Genomic DNA, 16,096 nt, shown 5'->3' with positions numbered 1-16,096 from the left:
GGGCGTGGATCGGATCAGGGCCCGGTACCGGTCAGTCCGGCGTCGACTGGATGTCCAGGGTGAGCGCGGAGATCAGCATGTGGATGCCGGTCAGCAGCGGCCCGACGCAGAGCAGGACGCTGCCGGTGGTGGCGACCGGTGGGCCGAGCGTCTCGGCCAGCACCCAGATCCCCCAGCCGCCGCCGAACACGATGAGGAACAGGCCGGTGAAGAAGAGCAGCGCGACGGCGGAGAACGAGGCGAGCACGTGCTTGAGCAGCATCCGCCGCCAGAAGCCACGGAACAGGAGGCTGGCGATGCGGGGGGCCACCCGGTGGATGCGCATCGTCGACACCTCCTCGCCGTAGCTGGCGGGGATCGGCACGTCCTTGGCTCGGGCGTTGGCGATGTTGAGCCAGATCAGGAGGTCGTTCTCGAATTCGTAGCCGCGTGCCACGGCGGCGACGTTGAGCCGCAGCAGGGCCGAGCGGGACACCGCGGTGTAGCCGTTCTGCGGGTCGAAGAGGTTCCAGTAGCCGCTGGCGACCTTGGTCGCGAACGACAGGGCGACGCTCCCCAGCATTCGTACGGCCGGCATGTCGGCGAACGACGTGCGGGAGAAGAAGCGGTTCGCCTTGGTGAACTCGTAGCCGTCGTCGCAGATCGGGTCGAGCAGCGCCGGCAGGTAGGCCGGGTCCATCTGGGCGTCACCGGCCATCACGACGTTGATGTCGGCGCCCAGGGCGAGGGCCCGCTCGTGCCCGTCCATGATCGAACCACCGACGCCGGTGTTCTTCACGTGGTCGATGACGACGACCCGCGGGTCGCCCACCGCGCGGGCTCGCTCGGAGGTGTCGTCGGTGGAGCAGTCGTTGATCACCACGATGAGGTCCACGAAGTCGGGCATCGTGGTGATCGTCTTGCCGATCAGCCGGCTCTCGTTGTAGGCCGGGACGACGGCAGCGACCTTTTGACCCTTGTACATGCTCAGCCGACCAGGGCGGTGTCGCGGATCTGGAGGCACACCTCGAGCGCGGCCAGGCCGTCTTCGCCGCTGACCACGGGTCGGCGGCGGTTGACCACGCAGTCGGCGAAGTGCCGAAGCTCGTGCATCAGCGGCTCACCGTGCTGGGAGAGGAAGGGGATCTCGACCCGCCCGCTCTGCCGGTAGCGCACGCCGCCCTCGGAGAGGAACTCGGAGTGCTCGATCCGGTGCACCTCGACCTGCTGGCGCAGCAGGTCGGCGATGACGCAGTCATTGCGCTGGGTGAGGGTGACGCGGCGGATCTTGTTCTGGCTGACTCGGCTCGCCGTGATGTTGGCGATCATGCCGTTCTCGAACATGAGCAGGGCGAAGGCCAGGTCCTGCTCGGCGGAGCGGACGATCCGGGTCGCCGCGCGGTGCGCGACGATCTCCGAGCCGGCCACCGTCCGTGCCAGGTCGACGTCGTGGATCATCAGGTCCAGCAGGACGTCGGCGAGGGCGCGGTTGGAGAACGGGCCGACCCGGGTGATCTCCAACGACAGCGGGTCGTCCACCAGTTGGAGGAGCTCTGTGACCGCCGGGTTGAAGCGCTCGACGTGGCCGACCATCAACACGCGTTCGTGCTTCTCCGCGAGGTCGATGAGTTGCCGCGCGTCGGCGACGGAGGTCGCGATGGGCTTCTCGACGAGCAGGTCGCGGCCGCTGCGCAGGATGCGCGCGCCCAGCTCGCCGTGCGTCTCGCTCGGGGTCGCCAGGATGACCGCGTCCACGCCGGCCAGCGCCTCGTCGAGGTCGGTCGTGTACTCCGCGCCGATGGCCTTGGCCAGGGTGGCGGCCCGCTGGGGGTCGGGGTCGCAGACGGTGGTGACGGTGACGTCCGGCGTGGCGCGGGCTACGCGACCGTGGTTCGCGCCCATGATGCCCGCGCCGATGATCGCCAAATTAGGCATTGAACGCACCTCGTACGGCCTCGATCACCTGGTCGACGTCATCGTCGACGAGGTGCTGGTGAACAGGAAGGGAGAGCGCCTCCTCGGCGGCGCGAAGGGCACGAGGGGTCTCGTCCGTGCCGATCTGGGGGTGACCCACGTAGCAGTCGTAGTGGTGCATGAGGCGGGGGTAGTACAGACCGTAGCCGATCTCCCGCTCATCAAGCCGCTTGCCGAGGTCGTCGCGGCTCAGTGGCGCGTCGGCGCCGATACGCACCGTGTACTGGTGCCAGACGTGGCTTCGCCCAGCCGGCACCGACGGGGTGGTCAGCCCGGGCAGGTCGGCGAGGCCGGCGGTCAGCCTCGCGGCGTTCGAGGCCCGGCGGGCCGTGGTCTCGGCCAGCCGGCCGACCTGCGGCACGGCGATGGCCGCCTGAAGGTCGGTCAGTCGCCAGTTGTGGCCCGGCGCCTCGTACTGGTAGCGCACCCGCATGCCCTGGTTGCGCAGCAGCCGGAGCCGGTCCGCGATGGCGTCGTCGGAGGTGGTGATCAGGCCGCCTTCGCCGCACTGCAGGTTCTTCGTGGCGTACATGGAGAAGCAGCCGACGCCGAACGAGCCGACCGCGCGGTCACCGACGCGGGCGCCGTGCGCCTGGGCGGCGTCCTCGACGATCGCGAGCCCGGCGGCGTCGGCGATCGCGGTGAGGGCCGTCATGTCGGCGGGCAGACCGTAGAGGTGCACCGGGAGGATGGCCTTGGTCCGTGCGTTGACCAGCGCCTGGACCGAGTCCGGGTCGATGGTGAAATCGTCACGGATGTCGGCGAAGCGGACCGTCGCTCCGGACTCGAGAATCGCGTTCAGGGTCGCCGCGAAGCTGAAGGGAGTGGTGATCACCTCGTCGCCGGGCTGTAGACCGAGCGCTTCGAGAGCGGCCACCAGGGCCACGGTGCCGTTGCTGACGGCCACGGCGTGGGGGACGCCGCAGAGTTCCGCGAAGGACCGCTCCAGTTCGGCGACCATCGGCCCCTGAGCCAGCCTGCCGGACCGCAGAACCGACAGGACCGCGGCCTCTTCCTCGGGGCCGATGACCACCGAAGTGATGGGAATAGACATGGGGGTTATCTCCTGAGAGGGTTCAGCGGCCTTCGAGTACACCGGCGGGCAACTGCTCGTCGCCGCGGGCGACCACCTCGCCGTTGCGGTTGACCCAGCCGAGATGCCGGGCCGGGTTGCCGGCCACGAGTTGGTACGGCTGCACATCCCGCGTGACGACGGCACCCGCGGCCACGAGGGCGAACTCCCCGATCTCGGTGCCGCAGACGATCGTGGCGTTGGCGCCGATGGAGGCGCCCGTGCGGACCAGGGTCGGCGTGACCTTCCAGTCCGGGTTCTGGGCGCGCGGGTTGAGGTCGTTGGTGAAGACCGCGCTCGGGCCGACGAACACCTCGTCCTCGAGCGTGACGCCGTGGTAGACCGAGACGTTGTTCTGCACCTTGACGCGGTCGCCGATGGTGACCCCGGCGTCGACGAACACGTTGCGACCGAGCGTGCAGTCGGCGCCGATGCGGGCGGTCGACCGGACATGCGTCAGATGCCAGATCCGAGTCCCGGCTCCGACCTCGGCCCCGGCTTCCACCTCGGCTGTCGGGTGGACGGAGACGCTCGGCATGTCGGTCACTGAACACCTTCGGGGGGTCTCGGGGCGATCGCGGGACGGGGAGACGATAGCGTGCTCCACCGTGACGACACATGGCGGGTCCGCATCCAAGGGTCAGCGATGAAGGCGGCGGCCTCGGCGACGCTCGCCGGCCTGACACGCCGCAGCGAGGTGCGGTTTCTGATCGTCGGTGGTCTCAGCGCGATCACCGACACCAGCGCGCTCTACCTGTTCCACGGTGTGCTGGGGGTGTGGCTGCCGTTCGCCACGGTGCTCGCCTTCGCCGTGGCGTTCGTGGTCAACTTCGGGCTCAACCGCGCATGGTCGTTCGGCTCGACCGGCGACGTCGGCGGTCAGGCCTGGCGATATCTGCTGCTGGTGATCGTCAACCTGGCTCTCACGGTCGCCCTCGTGCAGGGGTTGACCTGGGCCGGCCTTCCGTACCTGGTCGCGAAGGTGCTCACCACCGGGGGCCTGGCGGTGCTGAATCTCTTCGTCTCCCGCAGGTGGATCTTCACCGACGGTCGGAGCTGACCCACAGGACAGCCCGCCGGACGCCGGCGGAACGACAACCGGGGCGGCGCGTCGAAACGCGTCGCCCCGGTTGAACGTTGTTCCTACAGGTACTGACCGGTGTTGCTGGCGGTCTCGATGGACCGGCCGGCCTCGGCGCCCTTACCGCCGGAGACGAGCGTGCGGATGTAGACGATCCGCTCACCCTTCTTGCCGGAGATGCGCGCCCAGTCGTCGGGGTTGGTGGTGTTGGGGAGGTCTTCGTTCTCGCGGAACTCGTCGACGCAGGCGTCGAGCAGGTGCTGAAGGCGCAGCCCCTTGCGACCCGAGGTGAGGAACTCCTTGATGGCCATCTTCTTGCTCCGGTCGACGATGTTCTGGATCATCGCGCCGGAGTTGAAGTCCTTGAAGTAGAGGACTTCCTTGTCACCGTTGGCGTAGGTGACCTCGAGGAATCGGTTCTCCTCGGTTTCCGAGTACATCCGCAGCACCACGGCGTCGATCATCGCCGCGACGGTGGCCTGGGGGTCGGTGCCGTGTTCGGCCAGGTCGTCCGGGTGCAGGGGCAGCCCGGAGAGGATGTACTTGGAGAAGATGTCCTTGGCCGCCTCGGCGTCCGGTCGCTCGATCTTGATCTTCACGTCGAGGCGACCGGGGCGCAGGATCGCCGGGTCGATCATGTCTTCCCGGTTGGAGGCGCCGATGACGATGACGTTCTCCAGCCCCTCAACGCCGTCGATCTCGCTGAGCAGCTGCGGGACGATGGTGTTCTCCACGTCGGAGGAGACACCGGAGCCGCGGGTCCGGAAGATCGAGTCCATCTCGTCGAAGAACACGATCACCGGCGTGCCCTCGCCGGCCTTCTCCCGGGCGCGCTGGAAGATCAGCCGGATGTGCCGCTCGGTCTCACCGACGTACTTGTTGAGCAGCTCCGGGCCCTTGATGTTGAGGAAGAAGCTGGTGTGCTTCTCCTTGCCCTGCCGCTCAGCGATCTTCTTCGCCAGCGAGTTGGCCACCGCCTTGGCGATGAGCGTCTTGCCGCAGCCGGGCGGGCCGTAGAGCAGGATGCCCTTGGGTGGGCGGAGCTGGTGCTCACGGAACAGGTCCGCGTGCAGGAACGGCAACTCCACCGCGTCGCGGATCTGCTCGATCTGCGACTGGAGGCCACCGATGTCGCCATAGTCGACGTCGGGCACCTCCTCCAGGACCAGCTCCTCGACCTCGCTCTTCGGGATCCGCTCGTACGCGTACGCCGAGCGGGGCTCGATCATGAGCGAGTCGCCGGCCCGGATCGCCGAGCCGATGAGCGTCTCGGCGAGGTGCACGATGCGCTCCTCGTCGGAGTGGGAGACCACCAGCGCCCGGTCGCCCGGCCCGCCGTTCGGCCCCTCCAGGATCTCCTTGAGCATCACCACTTCGCCAACCCGCTCGTAACCGAACGCGTCGACGATGTTGAGCGCGTCGTTGAGCAGGACCTCCTGGCCGCGCCGCAGGTCACCCACGTCGAGCGAGGGCGAGACCGCGACCCGCAGTTTGCGGCCACCGGTGAAGACGTCCACCGTGCCGTCCTCGTGCTTGGCCAGGAAGACTCCGTAACCGCTCGGCGGTTGCGCGAGCCGGTCGATCTCCTCCTTGAGCGTCACGATCTGCGTGCGAGCTTCCTTGAGGGTGCTCACCAGCCGGTCGTTGTTCTCGGTCAGCCGCGCCAACTGTGCCTGGGTGGCCGCCAGCCGCTCTTCGAGCTGCCGGACGTGTCGGGGGCTTTCGGTCAACTTGCGCCGCACCAGGGCGAGTTCCTCTTGCAGGAACGCGACCTGCGTGGAGAGATCGTGGGCTTCCTTCTCCCACCGTGCGGCGCGCGAGTCCGCGTCGTCGCTACGTGCTGCCACGTCCCACCTCCCCGGGGGGCTTGAACGTTCTGCCCTAACACTAGCCGCTATGAGGCCGATTCGGTCCCACGCAACACCCTCGTCACCGAACCTTGATCGCCAAGGGTGGCCTGACGGGCCGGTACCGGCGTTCGGGTACCGTCGGAGCGTGGCACGGGAGAACATGGGGGGTGCACAGGTGGCCGAGGTCGCGACCGACGAATTGCAGGTCTGGGTCGACCAGGACCTCTGCACGGGCGACGGGCTCTGCGTGCAGTACGCGCCGGAGGTGTTCGAGTTCGACATCGACGGCCTGGCCTACGTCAAGGGCGTCGACGGTGAGCTGCGGATGGCGCCGGGCAGCCGGGTCGACGTCCCCGCGCACCTGCGACTCGAGGTGATCGACTCCGCGAAGGAGTGCCCGGGCGACTGCATCCACGTGGTGCGCGGCGACGGCGTCGAGGTCGCCGGCCCGGACGCCGAGGAAGACTGACCGACCGGCCGGGCCGCACGGCCCGGCCGGGTCCAGAACGGGGTACGCCTCAGAGCATCGGACGGCCGACCACCGAGGCGACCAACCGCGCGAACTCCTCCAACCGGGCGATCTGCCCGGCCCCGCCGTCGTCGAGGGTCTTGCCGAAGCGCAGCGCGTCGTGCCGGGGTGTGCCGGCCATCTCCTCGCTCGGCGGCGCCTCGTCCAACGAGGTGAGCAGCAGGTAGACGTCGATGCTGTCGACCCGGATCTCGCCGCTCTCGGCGCGGTTGAGCCGCCGCCGGCAGCCCACCTCGGTGACGGTGGAGACCGGCACCACCCGCAGCGACGAGGTCATCGAGCCCGGCGGGCCCTCCTCCGGCGGTACGTCCTCGCCGTGCCAGAGGATGAGCCGGCTGCCGTCGCAAACCACGACCTCCTGCCACACCCCGTTGACCTCGTTGACGAAGCGTTCCAGGGTGAAGCCGAGCACCGACGCGCCGCGCAGCACGCCGCCGAGCGCCTCCAGGGCGACGTCCGGGTCGCGCAGGTAGGCCCGCGCCGCCGACTCCAGATCCTGGTAGGGCGACCAGTCGGGAAAGACCGCGGGGAGGTCTCCACCGCCGTAGCCCGGTCGGCTCATGCCAGCGTCTCCCCCTGCTCGGCGCTGCCGACACCCAGCTCGTTGGTCACGGCCTGTCCATCTCCCCCGCACCGTTGGGTTGCGCGCCGGCCGCCTGCGCGGCAGCGGCCTGTCGGGCCGCCTCCGCCTCGCGCAGGTCCTGGCGGCGCTGCGCGTACGCCTCGGTGCCCTTGCTGGGCTTGCGCCGGCGCGGCGGAGCGGTGACCCCCGGGGCCAGCTTGCGCGCGGACACCAGGAAGGCGGTGTGCGCGATCATCCGGTGGTCCGGGCGGACGGCGAGGCCCTCGGCGTGCCAGTCGCGCACCAGTGACTCCCAGGCCCGTGGCTCGGTCCAGCCGCCGCGCTCGCGCAGCGCCTCCACCAGCTCGGAGAGCTGCGGTGTGGTGGCGACGTAGCCGATGAACACCCCACCGGGCACCAGCGCCCGCTCGACCATGTCGAGGGTCTCCCACGGGGTCAGCATGTCCAGGATGATCCGGTCGAAGCCGGTTTCCTGGCACTGCGCGACGTCGCCGACGTGCAGGTTCCACGAGGGGTGCGGCCCGTTGAAGAACGCCTCGACGTTGCGCTTGGCGATCTGGGCGAAGTCGTCGCGCAGTTCGAACGAGTGCAGCTCGCCCTCGGTGCCGACGGCGCGCAGCAGGGAGCAGCTCAGCGCGCCGGAGCCGGCGCCGGCCTCGAGGACCTTCGCGCCGGGGAAGATGTCGCCCATCGCGACGATCTGCGCGGAGTCCTTCGGGTAGATCACCTGGGCGCCGCGCGGCATGGACAGCACGTAGTCCGACAGGAGTGGCCGCAGGGCCAGGAACGCGGTGCCGCCGCCGGAGGTGGTCACCACGCTGCCGTCGGGGAGGCCGATCAGCGCGTCGTGCGCCAGGATGCCGCGGTGGGTGTGGAACTCCTTGCCAGGCTCCAGCGTCACGGTGTGCATCCGCCCCTTGGGGTCGGTCAGCTGGACCCGGTCGCCGGGCCGGAACGGCCCGCGGTGCACGGGTGTCAGCGCCGGGTTGGCGGGGTCGGCGGCGACGGTGGAGGGAGTTGCGGTCACGGTGTCATCTTCCGGTTGGGTTCGAGGAGCTGTGCCAGGTCCGCGATGTGCAGAATGCCGACGACATCTTCGCCTGACGTCACCACGTACTGTGCGCCCGGGTAGGTCTGTACGGCCTCCATCACCCGCTCGCCGTCCCACCCGACCGACAACGTGGGAAGGGTGCCCAGCGACCGGGCGACGGCGTCCACCGCCAACCACGGTCGGCGCTCGACCGGCACCGCGTCCGCGGCGACCGGGTCGACCAGCGCCACCGGTCGACCGGTGGAGTCGGTGACCAGCAGCGCGGCGCCGGGCTGCCCGCTTTCGGCGCGTCGGCGCTGGGCCTCGGCCAGCGGCGTACCGGTGGCCACCGGCCAGACCGGACGGGCCAGCCGGGCGAGGTCGATCAGCGGGAACCGGCGGCTGACCCGGGCGGCGCGGATCGACTGCCCGGCGCCACGCCAGAGGGTGACGGCGACCAGCAGCATCAGCGGCAGCGCCAGCGGCGCCAGCCGCCGCTCGACGGTGAGCAGCAGGACCAGGGCCGCGGTGCCGACGGCGACGACCCGCCCGGCCCACCCGGCGACCTCGGTGCCGAGGTGCCGGTCGCGGGTCAGCCCCCACACGGCGGCGCGCAGCGCCCGGCCGCCGTCGAGCGGCAGCCCGGGCAGGCTGTTGAACAGCGCCACGATGACGTTGCTGACCGCGAGCTGGAAGGCGAGCTGGTGCGCCACGGTCCCCTCGGGCAGGGCGAGCGTGGCGGCGACCGCCAGGACGCCGAGCACCGCGGAGACCGCCGGGCCGGCCAGCGAGACCAGCAGGTCGACGCGGGGCGACGGGGCGTCCCGGTCCATCTCGGTGTAACCACCGAGCAGCTCCAGGGTGATCCCGCGCACACCGATGCCGTACCGCCGGGCGGTGAGGGCGTGGCCCAGCTCGTGCAGCAGCACCGAGCCGAGCAGCGACACGACGAACCCGAAGCCGATCAGGTAGCCGCTGAGCTGCGGCAGGTCCAGTTGTCGGCGGGCGAACTCGCCGTACAGCACCGCGATGAGCACCGCGAGCAGGACCATGGAGCCGTTGAGGTGCAGCGGCACCCCGAACACCCGGCCGACGTTCAGGCCGAGGCGTCGGTCTGGTCGGCGCGGTGGCCTGGTTGTCTGCTCCATCGCCACGATGCTACGGACCGTCGCTGTGTGGGGCGGGCGGCGGTCGGTGTCACACCGGTGCCCTAACCTTTGCCGACATGACGGCGGAATCGGTCACCACCTCCCAGCCCTCCCCCGCGGCGCAGGCGCCGCCGACGGTGCGGGCCTCGCTGTCCCCGTCGCGGGCGGCGGATTTCAAGACCTGCCCGCTGCTCTACCGGTTCCGCAGCATCGACCGGCTGCCCGAGCGCACCACCATCGAGCAGGCCCGGGGCACGTTGGTGCACGCGGTGCTGGAGCGCCTGTTCGACCTGCCGGCCACCGGCCGCACGCCGGAGGCGGCCGGCGACCTGGTGGCCCCCCAGTGGGACCGGCTGGTCACCGAGCAGCCGGAGCTGGCCGGGATCTTCGACGGCGCGGATCCGGCCGGCCCGGTGGAGTTCCTCCGCTCCGCCGCCGGGCTGTTGCAGGGTTACTTCGCGGTGGAGGACCCGACCCGGCTGGAGCCGGCCGAACGCGAGAGCCTGATCTCCGCCGTCGTCGACGAGGAGTTGCTGATCCGGGGCTACCTCGACCGGCTCGACGTCGCTCCGGACGGCGCGCTGCGGGTGGTCGACTACAAGACCGGCGGTGCTCCGCGGGAGGCGTTCGAGGCGCGGGCGCTGTTCCAGCTGAAGTTCTACGCCCTGGTGCTGTGGCGCACCCGGGGGGTGGTCCCCCGGGTGCTGCGGCTGCTCTACCTGCGCGACGCCGAGGTGTTGGATTACACCCCGGACGCCGACGAGCTGGTCCGCTTCGAGCGCACGGTGGTGGCGCTGTGGCGGGCGATCGAGCAGGCCACCGCCCGGCAGGATTTCCGGCCCCGGCCGAGCCGGCTCTGCGACTGGTGCAGCCACCAGGCGCTCTGTCCCAGCTTCGGCGGCACCCCGCCGCCGTTCCCGGTCGCCGCGGCGAGCGCCGACCCGCTGCGCGACTCCCGTTCCACTCCGGTGCCGCCGGGCGCCGACGAGTGACCGCTTCCTGACCGACGCGCGCGCCCGGCGCGGCGATTCAGGCCGCCGGGACCGCACGCCGACCCCGAAGACCCGACCGCAGCGGTGCCGCCGCGGTCGGGACAGGGCGACCGGCCGGCCTCTACGGTGATCTGCGACGCACCGGCTCCGGTACGCGAGGATGACCGGTGCGCGCCACGACGTCGGCGGGACGGAGGATGAGATGAGCGGTCAGGTGCCCTCGGCGCGGCCGGTGCGGATCCTGCTCGCCGACGACCAGCCGCTGCTGCGGACCGGGTTCCGGATGGTGCTGGGCGCCGAGAGCGACCTGGACGTGGTGGCGGAGGCCGGTGACGGCGTGGAGGCGGTGGAGCTGTCCCGCCGGCTGCTGCCCGACGTCGTGCTGATGGACATCCGGATGCCCCGGATGGACGGGGTGGCGGCGACCCGGGCCATCGTCGACGCCCGACTGCCGGTACGGGTGCTGGTGCTCACCACCTTCGACCTGGACGAGTACGTGGTGGGCGCGTTGCGGGCCGGCGCCAGCGGGTTCCTGGCCAAGGACGTGCCGGCCGAGGACCTGATCGCGGCGATCCGCACGGTCGCCGGCGGGGACGCGGTGGTGTCACCTCGGATCCTGCGGCGACTGCTGGACCGCTTCGCCGAACTGCTGCCCGACCCGGCGGCAACGCCGTCGGCGACGCTCAAAGCGCTCACCGACCGGGAGCGCGAGGTGCTCGTGCAGGTCGCCCGAGGGCTGTCCAACGCCGAGATCGCGACGGTCCTGTCGGTGAGCGAGACCACCATCAAGACGCACGTCGGCCATGTGCTGACCAAGCTGCGGCTGCGCGACCGGGTGCAGGCGGTGGTGCTGGCGTACGAGTCGGGGCTGGTCCGCCCCCGGGCGTAGTTCCGCCGGCCCGGGTACCTCACCCGGCGTACTCGAAGATCCCTCCGTGGGGGGACGGCTGCCGTTGCCGTCGTCACCTACCGTGACCGGAGACGGTTCGGTTCGGTTGACCCTCCTGTGGCGTCAGGTGCAAGTGTCGGTGCTGCCGCCCGCCGCCGTGGGGAAAAACGGTCGACCGGCCGTCGACTCAGGGGCAACCCTGATGCGGCATGGGGGTGCACCCGCAGCGGGAAATCCGCGCCGGGTCCCCCCAGGGTTGGACGGGGCGGGCGTACTCAGCACCGATGATTGAACAGTCGCGCCGGACCATCGGGGGGCGGCGTGCATTTTCGGACAGACGGAAGAGGTAGATGACGTGACCGCGACGGTAGGCCAGCAGGCGCAGGCCGCGGCCCGGGCGAACGACGTGTGGAAGGTGTACGGCAGCGGCGAGGCTCAGGTCATCGCGCTGCGGGGGGTCAGCGCGGAGTTCGAACGTGGCCGCTTCACCGCGATCATGGGCCCGTCGGGTTCCGGTAAGTCGACGCTGATGCACTGCCTGGCCGGCCTGGACTCGGTGACTCGGGGGACGGTGGCGATCGGTGAGACGACGGTCACCGGGCTGGGCGACGCGGGGCTGACGAAGCTGCGGCGCGACAAGGTGGGCTTCATCTTCCAGCAGTTCAACCTGCTGCCGACGCTGACCGCCAAGGAGAACATCCTGCTGCCGCTGTCGATCGCCGGGCGCAAGCCGGACCCGGCCTGGTACGACACGGTGATCGAGACGGTGGGTCTGAAGGACCGGCTGGACCACCGGCCGGCGCAGCTCTCCGGTGGGCAGCAGCAGCGGGTGGCGTGCGCCCGGGCGCTGGTCTCCCGCCCCGAGGTGATCTTCGCGGACGAACCGACCGGCAACCTGGACTCGCGCTCCGGCGCGGAGGTGCTCAACTTCCTGCGTAACTCCGTCCGGGAGCACGGCCAGACCATCGTGATGGTCACCCACGACCCGACGGCCGCCGCGTACGCCGACCGGGTGGTCTTCCTCGCCGACGGCGAGATCGTCTCGGAGCTGATCGAGCCGACCGCCGAGACGGTGCTGGACACCATGAAGAAGCTGGACACTGCGGCCGAGGTGGGCAACTGATGTTCCGCGCGACGCTGAAGAGTCTGCTGGCCCGTAAGGTCCGGCTGATCCTGTCCGGCCTGGCGGTGGTGCTCGGGGTGATGTTCGTCTCCGGCGCGTTCGTGCTCACCGACACGCTGGGTCGTTCCTTCGACTCGGTCTTCGCCGACGGTTTCTCCGAGATCGACGTGAACGTCGCGGCGAAGCCGAAGGTGCAGGTCAACGAGATGGAGGGCGAGCAGACCGTCGCCCCGCTGCCGGCCGCGCTGGTGGACCGGGTGAAGCAGGTGCCGGGGGCTGCCTCGGCGACCGGCGTGGTCAACGCCGATGGCGCCCGGGTGATCGGCAGCAACGGCAAGGTGGTCACCTCGTTCGGCCCGCCGCAGTTGGGCGAGAACTGGACCGGCGAGAGCGAGCTGCTGCAACTGCGTGAGGGGCGCGCGCCGCAGGCCGAGGACGAGATCGTCATCAACAAGGCGTTGGCCACGGCCGCGAAGGTGCAGGTCGGCCAGAAGGTCGGCGTGCTGACCGCGTTCGAGTCGAAGAAGCGGGACTTCACACTGGTCGGCGTCTTCGGTTACAGCGGTGACCGGGATTCGATCGGCGGGGTCAACGAGGTCTTCTTCACCACGCCGGTGGCGCAGCGGCTGATGCTGGGCGAGCCGGATACGTTCAGCAGCATCACCGTGCAGGCCGCCGACGGGGTCTCCGACGAGAAGCTGCGCGACGACGTTGCCCGCACCCTGGGCGCGGACTTCGAGGTGAAGACCGGCGAGCAGGTGGCCGCGGACGCCTCGGCCAGCCTGAAGGAGGGCCTGTCCTTCTTCAACAAGATCCTGCTCGGCTTCGCCGCGGTGGCGCTGCTGGTGGGCACCTTCCTGATCCTCAACACCTTCTCGATCATCGTGGCGCAGCGGACCCGGGAGTTGGCGCTCATGCGCGCCATCGGGGCCAGCGGCCGGCAGATCATCGGTTCGGTGGTGCTGGAGGCCATCGCGGTGGGGTTGATCGCGTCGGTGCTCGGCCTCGCCGCCGGCATCGGGGTGGGCGCGCTGCTGGCGTACCTGTTCGGCAAGCTCGCCGGTGGGCTCACCCTGGCCGGAATCGGCGTGCCGGCGGCTGCGGTGATCGGTTCGTTCGCCGTCGGTCTGGTGATCACCGTGGTGGCGGCGTTGCTGCCGGCGCTGCGGGCGTCCCGGATCCCGCCGATCGCGGCCATGCAGGACGTCGCCACCCCGGACCGCCCGTTGACCAAGGTCACGGTGGCCGGGTCGCTGGTCACCGGCGTCGGCGCGGTGCTGCTGTTCCTCGGGCTCAGCGGCAACGCCGGCGGTCAGACGTTGTCGACAATCCTCGGTGGGGTGCTGTTCGCCTTCATCGGCGTGGCGCTGCTGACCCCGCTGATCAGCCGGCCGGTGGTGAGCCTGCTCGGCGCGATCTTCTCCTGGTCGGTGCCGGGCAAGCTGGGCCGGCTCAACTCCGGGCGCAACCCACGTCGTACCGCGATCACCGCCGCCGCCCTGATGGTCGGCATCGCGCTGGTCACCGGCGTCACGGTGATCCTCGACTCGGCCAAGGGCAGCATCAGCGCGCTCGCCCAGGACACCATCAAGGCCGAGCTGGTGATCGCCGGCCAGCAGGGCGGCCCCCGTCCGCCGACCTTCGACCCGGGGGTGCTGGACAAGGCCAAGGCCCTGCCCGGTGTGCGGATGGTCGACGGCGAGTACGGCGACATGGGGCGGATCGACGGCGAGGGCACCTGGGTCGCAGCGAGCAGCGACATCGCGTCGCTGCGGCAGATCTTCGGTGCCAAGCCGACGGCCGGTGACATCGACCGGCTCGGGCCGACCCAGATGCTCGCCAGCTCGGACACGGCCACGTCCCGTGGCTGGTCGGTGGGCTCCACGGTCAATGTGCAGCTGACCCGGGGCGAGGCTCGCGCCTACACGATCAGCGGCATCTACGAGTCGTCGCAGCTGACCAACCCGGTGACGCTGCCGGTGACCGCGGCGAAGGACTTCGCCATCCCGCAGCCCATCCAGGGCTTCATCCAGCTGGACCCGGGCACCCGGGTGTCCGACGTCCAGCCGCAGGTGGAGGCGTTGCTCGCGGACAGCCCCGAGGTGTCGGTGGCTGACCGGGACGCGTTCATCAAGCAGCAGACCAGTTCGCTCGACGGGCTGCTCACGATGATCCAGATCCTGCTCGCGCTGGCCATCGTGATCGCCGTTCTTGGCATCATCAACACCCTGGCCCTGTCGGTGCTGGAGCGGACCCGCGAGCTGGGTCTGCTGCGGGCGATCGGCCTGCGCCGGTCCCAGACCATGGGCATGATCACCGTGGAGGCGGTGGTGATCTCGGTGTTCGGCGCGCTGCTCGGCGTGGCGGTGGGCACCGGCCTCGGCGCCGCGGTGGTCGAGGCCCTCAAGGACGAGGGCATCACCGACCTGATTCTGCCGTGGGGGCAGATGGGTGTCTTCCTCGGTCTCGCCGCCATCATCGGCGTGGTGGCCGCGGTGCTCCCGGCCGTCCGGGCGGCCCGGATCAACGTCCTGGGCGCCATCGCCCACGACTGATCGGCACTGCCGAGGCCCCCGGTCGCCATCCGCGACCGGGGGCCTCGGCCTGTCCCATTCCCCCTCGGCCACCCGTACGCGACTGCCAGGCTGGTGCTGCCGGCAGGGCGCCGGCCCGCCCGCGACCCGGGCGGCCGGAGAGCCGGGGCCGGTGACATGACCGATCAGGACGCGTACCAGGGGGCACTCGACAACGCCGAGCGGCTGCTCGGGCAGCCGTTGGTCCTGCCGCTCGGCGAGGGTGAGCCGTCGGTGGGGCACGACTTCCGTCGTCTCGCGACAGTGCAGACCTTCGGCGCGGCCTGGCCCCGGGAGGGCCTGGACCTGCGCAGCCGGTGCCTGGTCTCGGTGGCGATCGCCGCCGCGCTTGGCACCCACGAGCCGCTGCGCGGGCAGCTGCGCATCGCGCTGACCTCGGGCGTGACCCGGGAGGAGATCGTCGAGCTGTTCATCCACCTGGCCGCGTACGCGGGGGCCGCGCGGGCGTTCGACAGCTACCAGGTGGTCGCCGCGGTCTTCGCCGAGCGCCGGTGAGCCCGGCCGGTCGGGACGGCCGAGCGCCCCCGACCCGCGCCGGGCGGGTCAGCCGGTCGCCGCGGCCCGATCGGTCAGCAGCGCCGCGAGCAGCTCGAGATCCACGCCGGTCAGGCTCTCCACCTGGTGTACGCCGACAGTGCTCGGCAACGCCACCTCCGCCGGTACGGCGAGCACCGCCGCGCCCGAGGCGAGCGCGCTGGCCACCCCGGTCGGTGAGTCCTCGATCGCCACGCACCGCTCGATCGGCACACCCAGCAGCCGGGCGGCGGTCAGGTAGGGCTCGGGGTGCGGCTTGGCCGCCACCACCTCGTCGCCGGCGACCACCGTGTCGAAGTTGTCCCGACCCAGGGTGTCCAGGGCGATCTCGACCAGCGCGCGAGGGCTGGAGGTGACCAGCGCGGTGGGGATTCCCGCCGCGCGGACCGCGCGCAACAGGTCGAACGCTCCCGGCCGCCAGCGCAGACCGGTGCGGAACAGCTCCAGGATCCGGGCGTTGATCCACGCCGCGCTGATCTCCGGATCCCGTTCGGGCTGCCCCAGGTCGTCGTGCAGGATGCGCATCGACTCGGCCATGGCGGTGCCGATGATCGACTGGCGGGCGTCGACGGAGAGTTCCCCGCCGTACTCCTTCGCGAGTTCCTGCAACGCGACGTCCCACAGCTTCTCGCTGTCGACCAGCGTGCCGTCCATGTCGAAGAGCACAGCGGCGGGGTGATGGCTGCTCAGCGGAACCTCCAGGGTCGTGACCGACACC

At 70.7% G+C, this 16,096-nt stretch carries 16 protein-coding genes; 7 read left to right on the top strand and 9 right to left on the bottom strand.

Annotated features, from left to right (window positions below):
* Positions 1–31 precede the first annotated feature (31 nt).
* Genes ACQRWP_RS09695 through ACQRWP_RS09680 form a run of 4 tightly spaced genes read right to left on the bottom strand, consistent with a single transcriptional unit; the run spans position 32 to position 3,563 of the window.
* Positions 32–964 (bottom strand): glycosyltransferase family 2 protein, encoded by a 933-nt coding sequence (locus tag ACQRWP_RS09695; RefSeq protein ID WP_430501843.1) that lies wholly within the window; start codon positions 962–964, stop codon positions 32–34.
* Between the two features lie 2 nt (positions 965–966).
* A complete protein-coding gene (locus tag ACQRWP_RS09690) occupies positions 967–1,914 on the bottom strand; it encodes a Gfo/Idh/MocA family oxidoreductase (RefSeq protein WP_430501841.1) in 948 nt (315 codons plus the stop codon).
* The gene (locus ACQRWP_RS09685) at positions 1,907–3,007 is read right to left on the bottom strand and encodes a DegT/DnrJ/EryC1/StrS family aminotransferase (RefSeq protein WP_430501839.1); all 1,101 of its coding nucleotides are present in this window, start codon (positions 3,005–3,007) and stop codon (positions 1,907–1,909) included. The genes ACQRWP_RS09690 and ACQRWP_RS09685 overlap by 8 nt, the downstream gene beginning before the upstream one ends.
* Positions 3,008–3,029: 22 nt before the next feature.
* Positions 3,030–3,563: an acyltransferase gene (locus ACQRWP_RS09680; protein ID WP_410819321.1), complete on the bottom strand. Its 534-nt coding sequence runs from the start codon at positions 3,561–3,563 to the stop codon at positions 3,030–3,032.
* Between the two features lie 108 nt (positions 3,564–3,671).
* Between ACQRWP_RS09680 and ACQRWP_RS09675 the strand changes: the two genes are divergently transcribed.
* Positions 3,672–4,085, top strand: a complete 414-nt coding sequence (locus ACQRWP_RS09675; protein WP_430501837.1) for a GtrA family protein — start codon at positions 3,672–3,674, stop codon at positions 4,083–4,085.
* An 83-nt stretch (positions 4,086–4,168) separates the two neighbouring features.
* Here ACQRWP_RS09675 and arc read toward each other — a convergent pair whose 3' ends face one another.
* Positions 4,169–5,953, bottom strand: a complete 1,785-nt coding sequence (arc, locus tag ACQRWP_RS09670; protein WP_030332887.1) for a proteasome ATPase — start codon at positions 5,951–5,953, stop codon at positions 4,169–4,171.
* A 178-nt stretch (positions 5,954–6,131) separates the two neighbouring features.
* On the opposite strand from arc, the gene ACQRWP_RS09665 reads away from it, so the two are divergent.
* Positions 6,132–6,425 carry a ferredoxin gene (locus tag ACQRWP_RS09665; RefSeq protein ID WP_091408893.1) on the top strand — a complete coding sequence of 98 codons (294 nt, stop codon included), beginning with the start codon at positions 6,132–6,134 and terminating at the stop codon, positions 6,423–6,425.
* A 49-nt stretch (positions 6,426–6,474) separates the two neighbouring features.
* Here the strand turns inward: ACQRWP_RS09665 and ACQRWP_RS09660 are convergent, their stop codons facing one another.
* Genes ACQRWP_RS09660 through ACQRWP_RS09650 form a run of 3 tightly spaced genes read right to left on the bottom strand, consistent with a single transcriptional unit; the run spans position 6,475 to position 9,183 of the window.
* Positions 6,475–7,047 (bottom strand): hypothetical protein, encoded by a 573-nt coding sequence (locus ACQRWP_RS09660; RefSeq protein WP_091408625.1) that lies wholly within the window; start codon positions 7,045–7,047, stop codon positions 6,475–6,477.
* Between the two features lie 46 nt (positions 7,048–7,093).
* Positions 7,094–8,095, bottom strand: coding sequence for a tRNA (adenine-N1)-methyltransferase (locus tag ACQRWP_RS09655; RefSeq protein WP_430501835.1), 1,002 nt, complete (start codon positions 8,093–8,095; stop codon positions 7,094–7,096).
* Positions 8,092–9,183: a site-2 protease family protein gene (locus ACQRWP_RS09650; protein WP_430503170.1), complete on the bottom strand. Its 1,092-nt coding sequence runs from the start codon at positions 9,181–9,183 to the stop codon at positions 8,092–8,094. The genes ACQRWP_RS09655 and ACQRWP_RS09650 overlap by 4 nt, the downstream gene beginning before the upstream one ends.
* Positions 9,184–9,323: 140 nt before the next feature.
* On the opposite strand from ACQRWP_RS09650, the gene ACQRWP_RS09645 reads away from it, so the two are divergent.
* The 5 genes from ACQRWP_RS09645 to ACQRWP_RS09625 all read left to right on the top strand — a co-directional run bounded on the left by ACQRWP_RS09645 (position 9,324) and on the right by ACQRWP_RS09625 (position 15,339).
* Positions 9,324–10,238, top strand: a complete 915-nt coding sequence (locus tag ACQRWP_RS09645) for a RecB family exonuclease (protein ID WP_430501833.1) — start codon at positions 9,324–9,326, stop codon at positions 10,236–10,238.
* Positions 10,239–10,440: 202 nt separating this feature from the next.
* The gene (locus ACQRWP_RS09640; protein ID WP_430501831.1) at positions 10,441–11,127 is read left to right on the top strand and encodes a response regulator; all 687 of its coding nucleotides are present in this window, start codon (positions 10,441–10,443) and stop codon (positions 11,125–11,127) included.
* A gap of 355 nt (positions 11,128–11,482) precedes the next feature.
* A complete protein-coding gene (locus ACQRWP_RS09635; protein ID WP_124816963.1) occupies positions 11,483–12,250 on the top strand; it encodes an ABC transporter ATP-binding protein in 768 nt (255 codons plus the stop codon).
* Positions 12,250–14,805 (top strand): ABC transporter permease, encoded by a 2,556-nt coding sequence (locus ACQRWP_RS09630; RefSeq protein ID WP_430501829.1) that lies wholly within the window; start codon positions 12,250–12,252, stop codon positions 14,803–14,805. The genes ACQRWP_RS09635 and ACQRWP_RS09630 overlap by 1 nt, the downstream gene beginning before the upstream one ends.
* Positions 14,806–14,961: 156 nt before the next feature.
* Positions 14,962–15,339 (top strand): carboxymuconolactone decarboxylase family protein, encoded by a 378-nt coding sequence (locus ACQRWP_RS09625; protein ID WP_430501827.1) that lies wholly within the window; start codon positions 14,962–14,964, stop codon positions 15,337–15,339.
* 48 nt (positions 15,340–15,387) lie between these two features.
* Here the strand turns inward: ACQRWP_RS09625 and ACQRWP_RS09620 are convergent, their stop codons facing one another.
* Positions 15,388–16,044, bottom strand: a complete 657-nt coding sequence (locus ACQRWP_RS09620) for an HAD family hydrolase (protein ID WP_430503169.1) — start codon at positions 16,042–16,044, stop codon at positions 15,388–15,390.
* Positions 16,045–16,096: the final 52 nt, after the last annotated feature.

Source organism: Micromonospora trifolii (genome assembly GCF_050516465.1).
Taxonomy (GTDB): Bacteria; Actinomycetota; Actinomycetes; order Mycobacteriales; family Micromonosporaceae; genus Micromonospora; species Micromonospora trifolii.
This window is presented reverse-complemented; position numbering and strand designations above follow the sequence as displayed.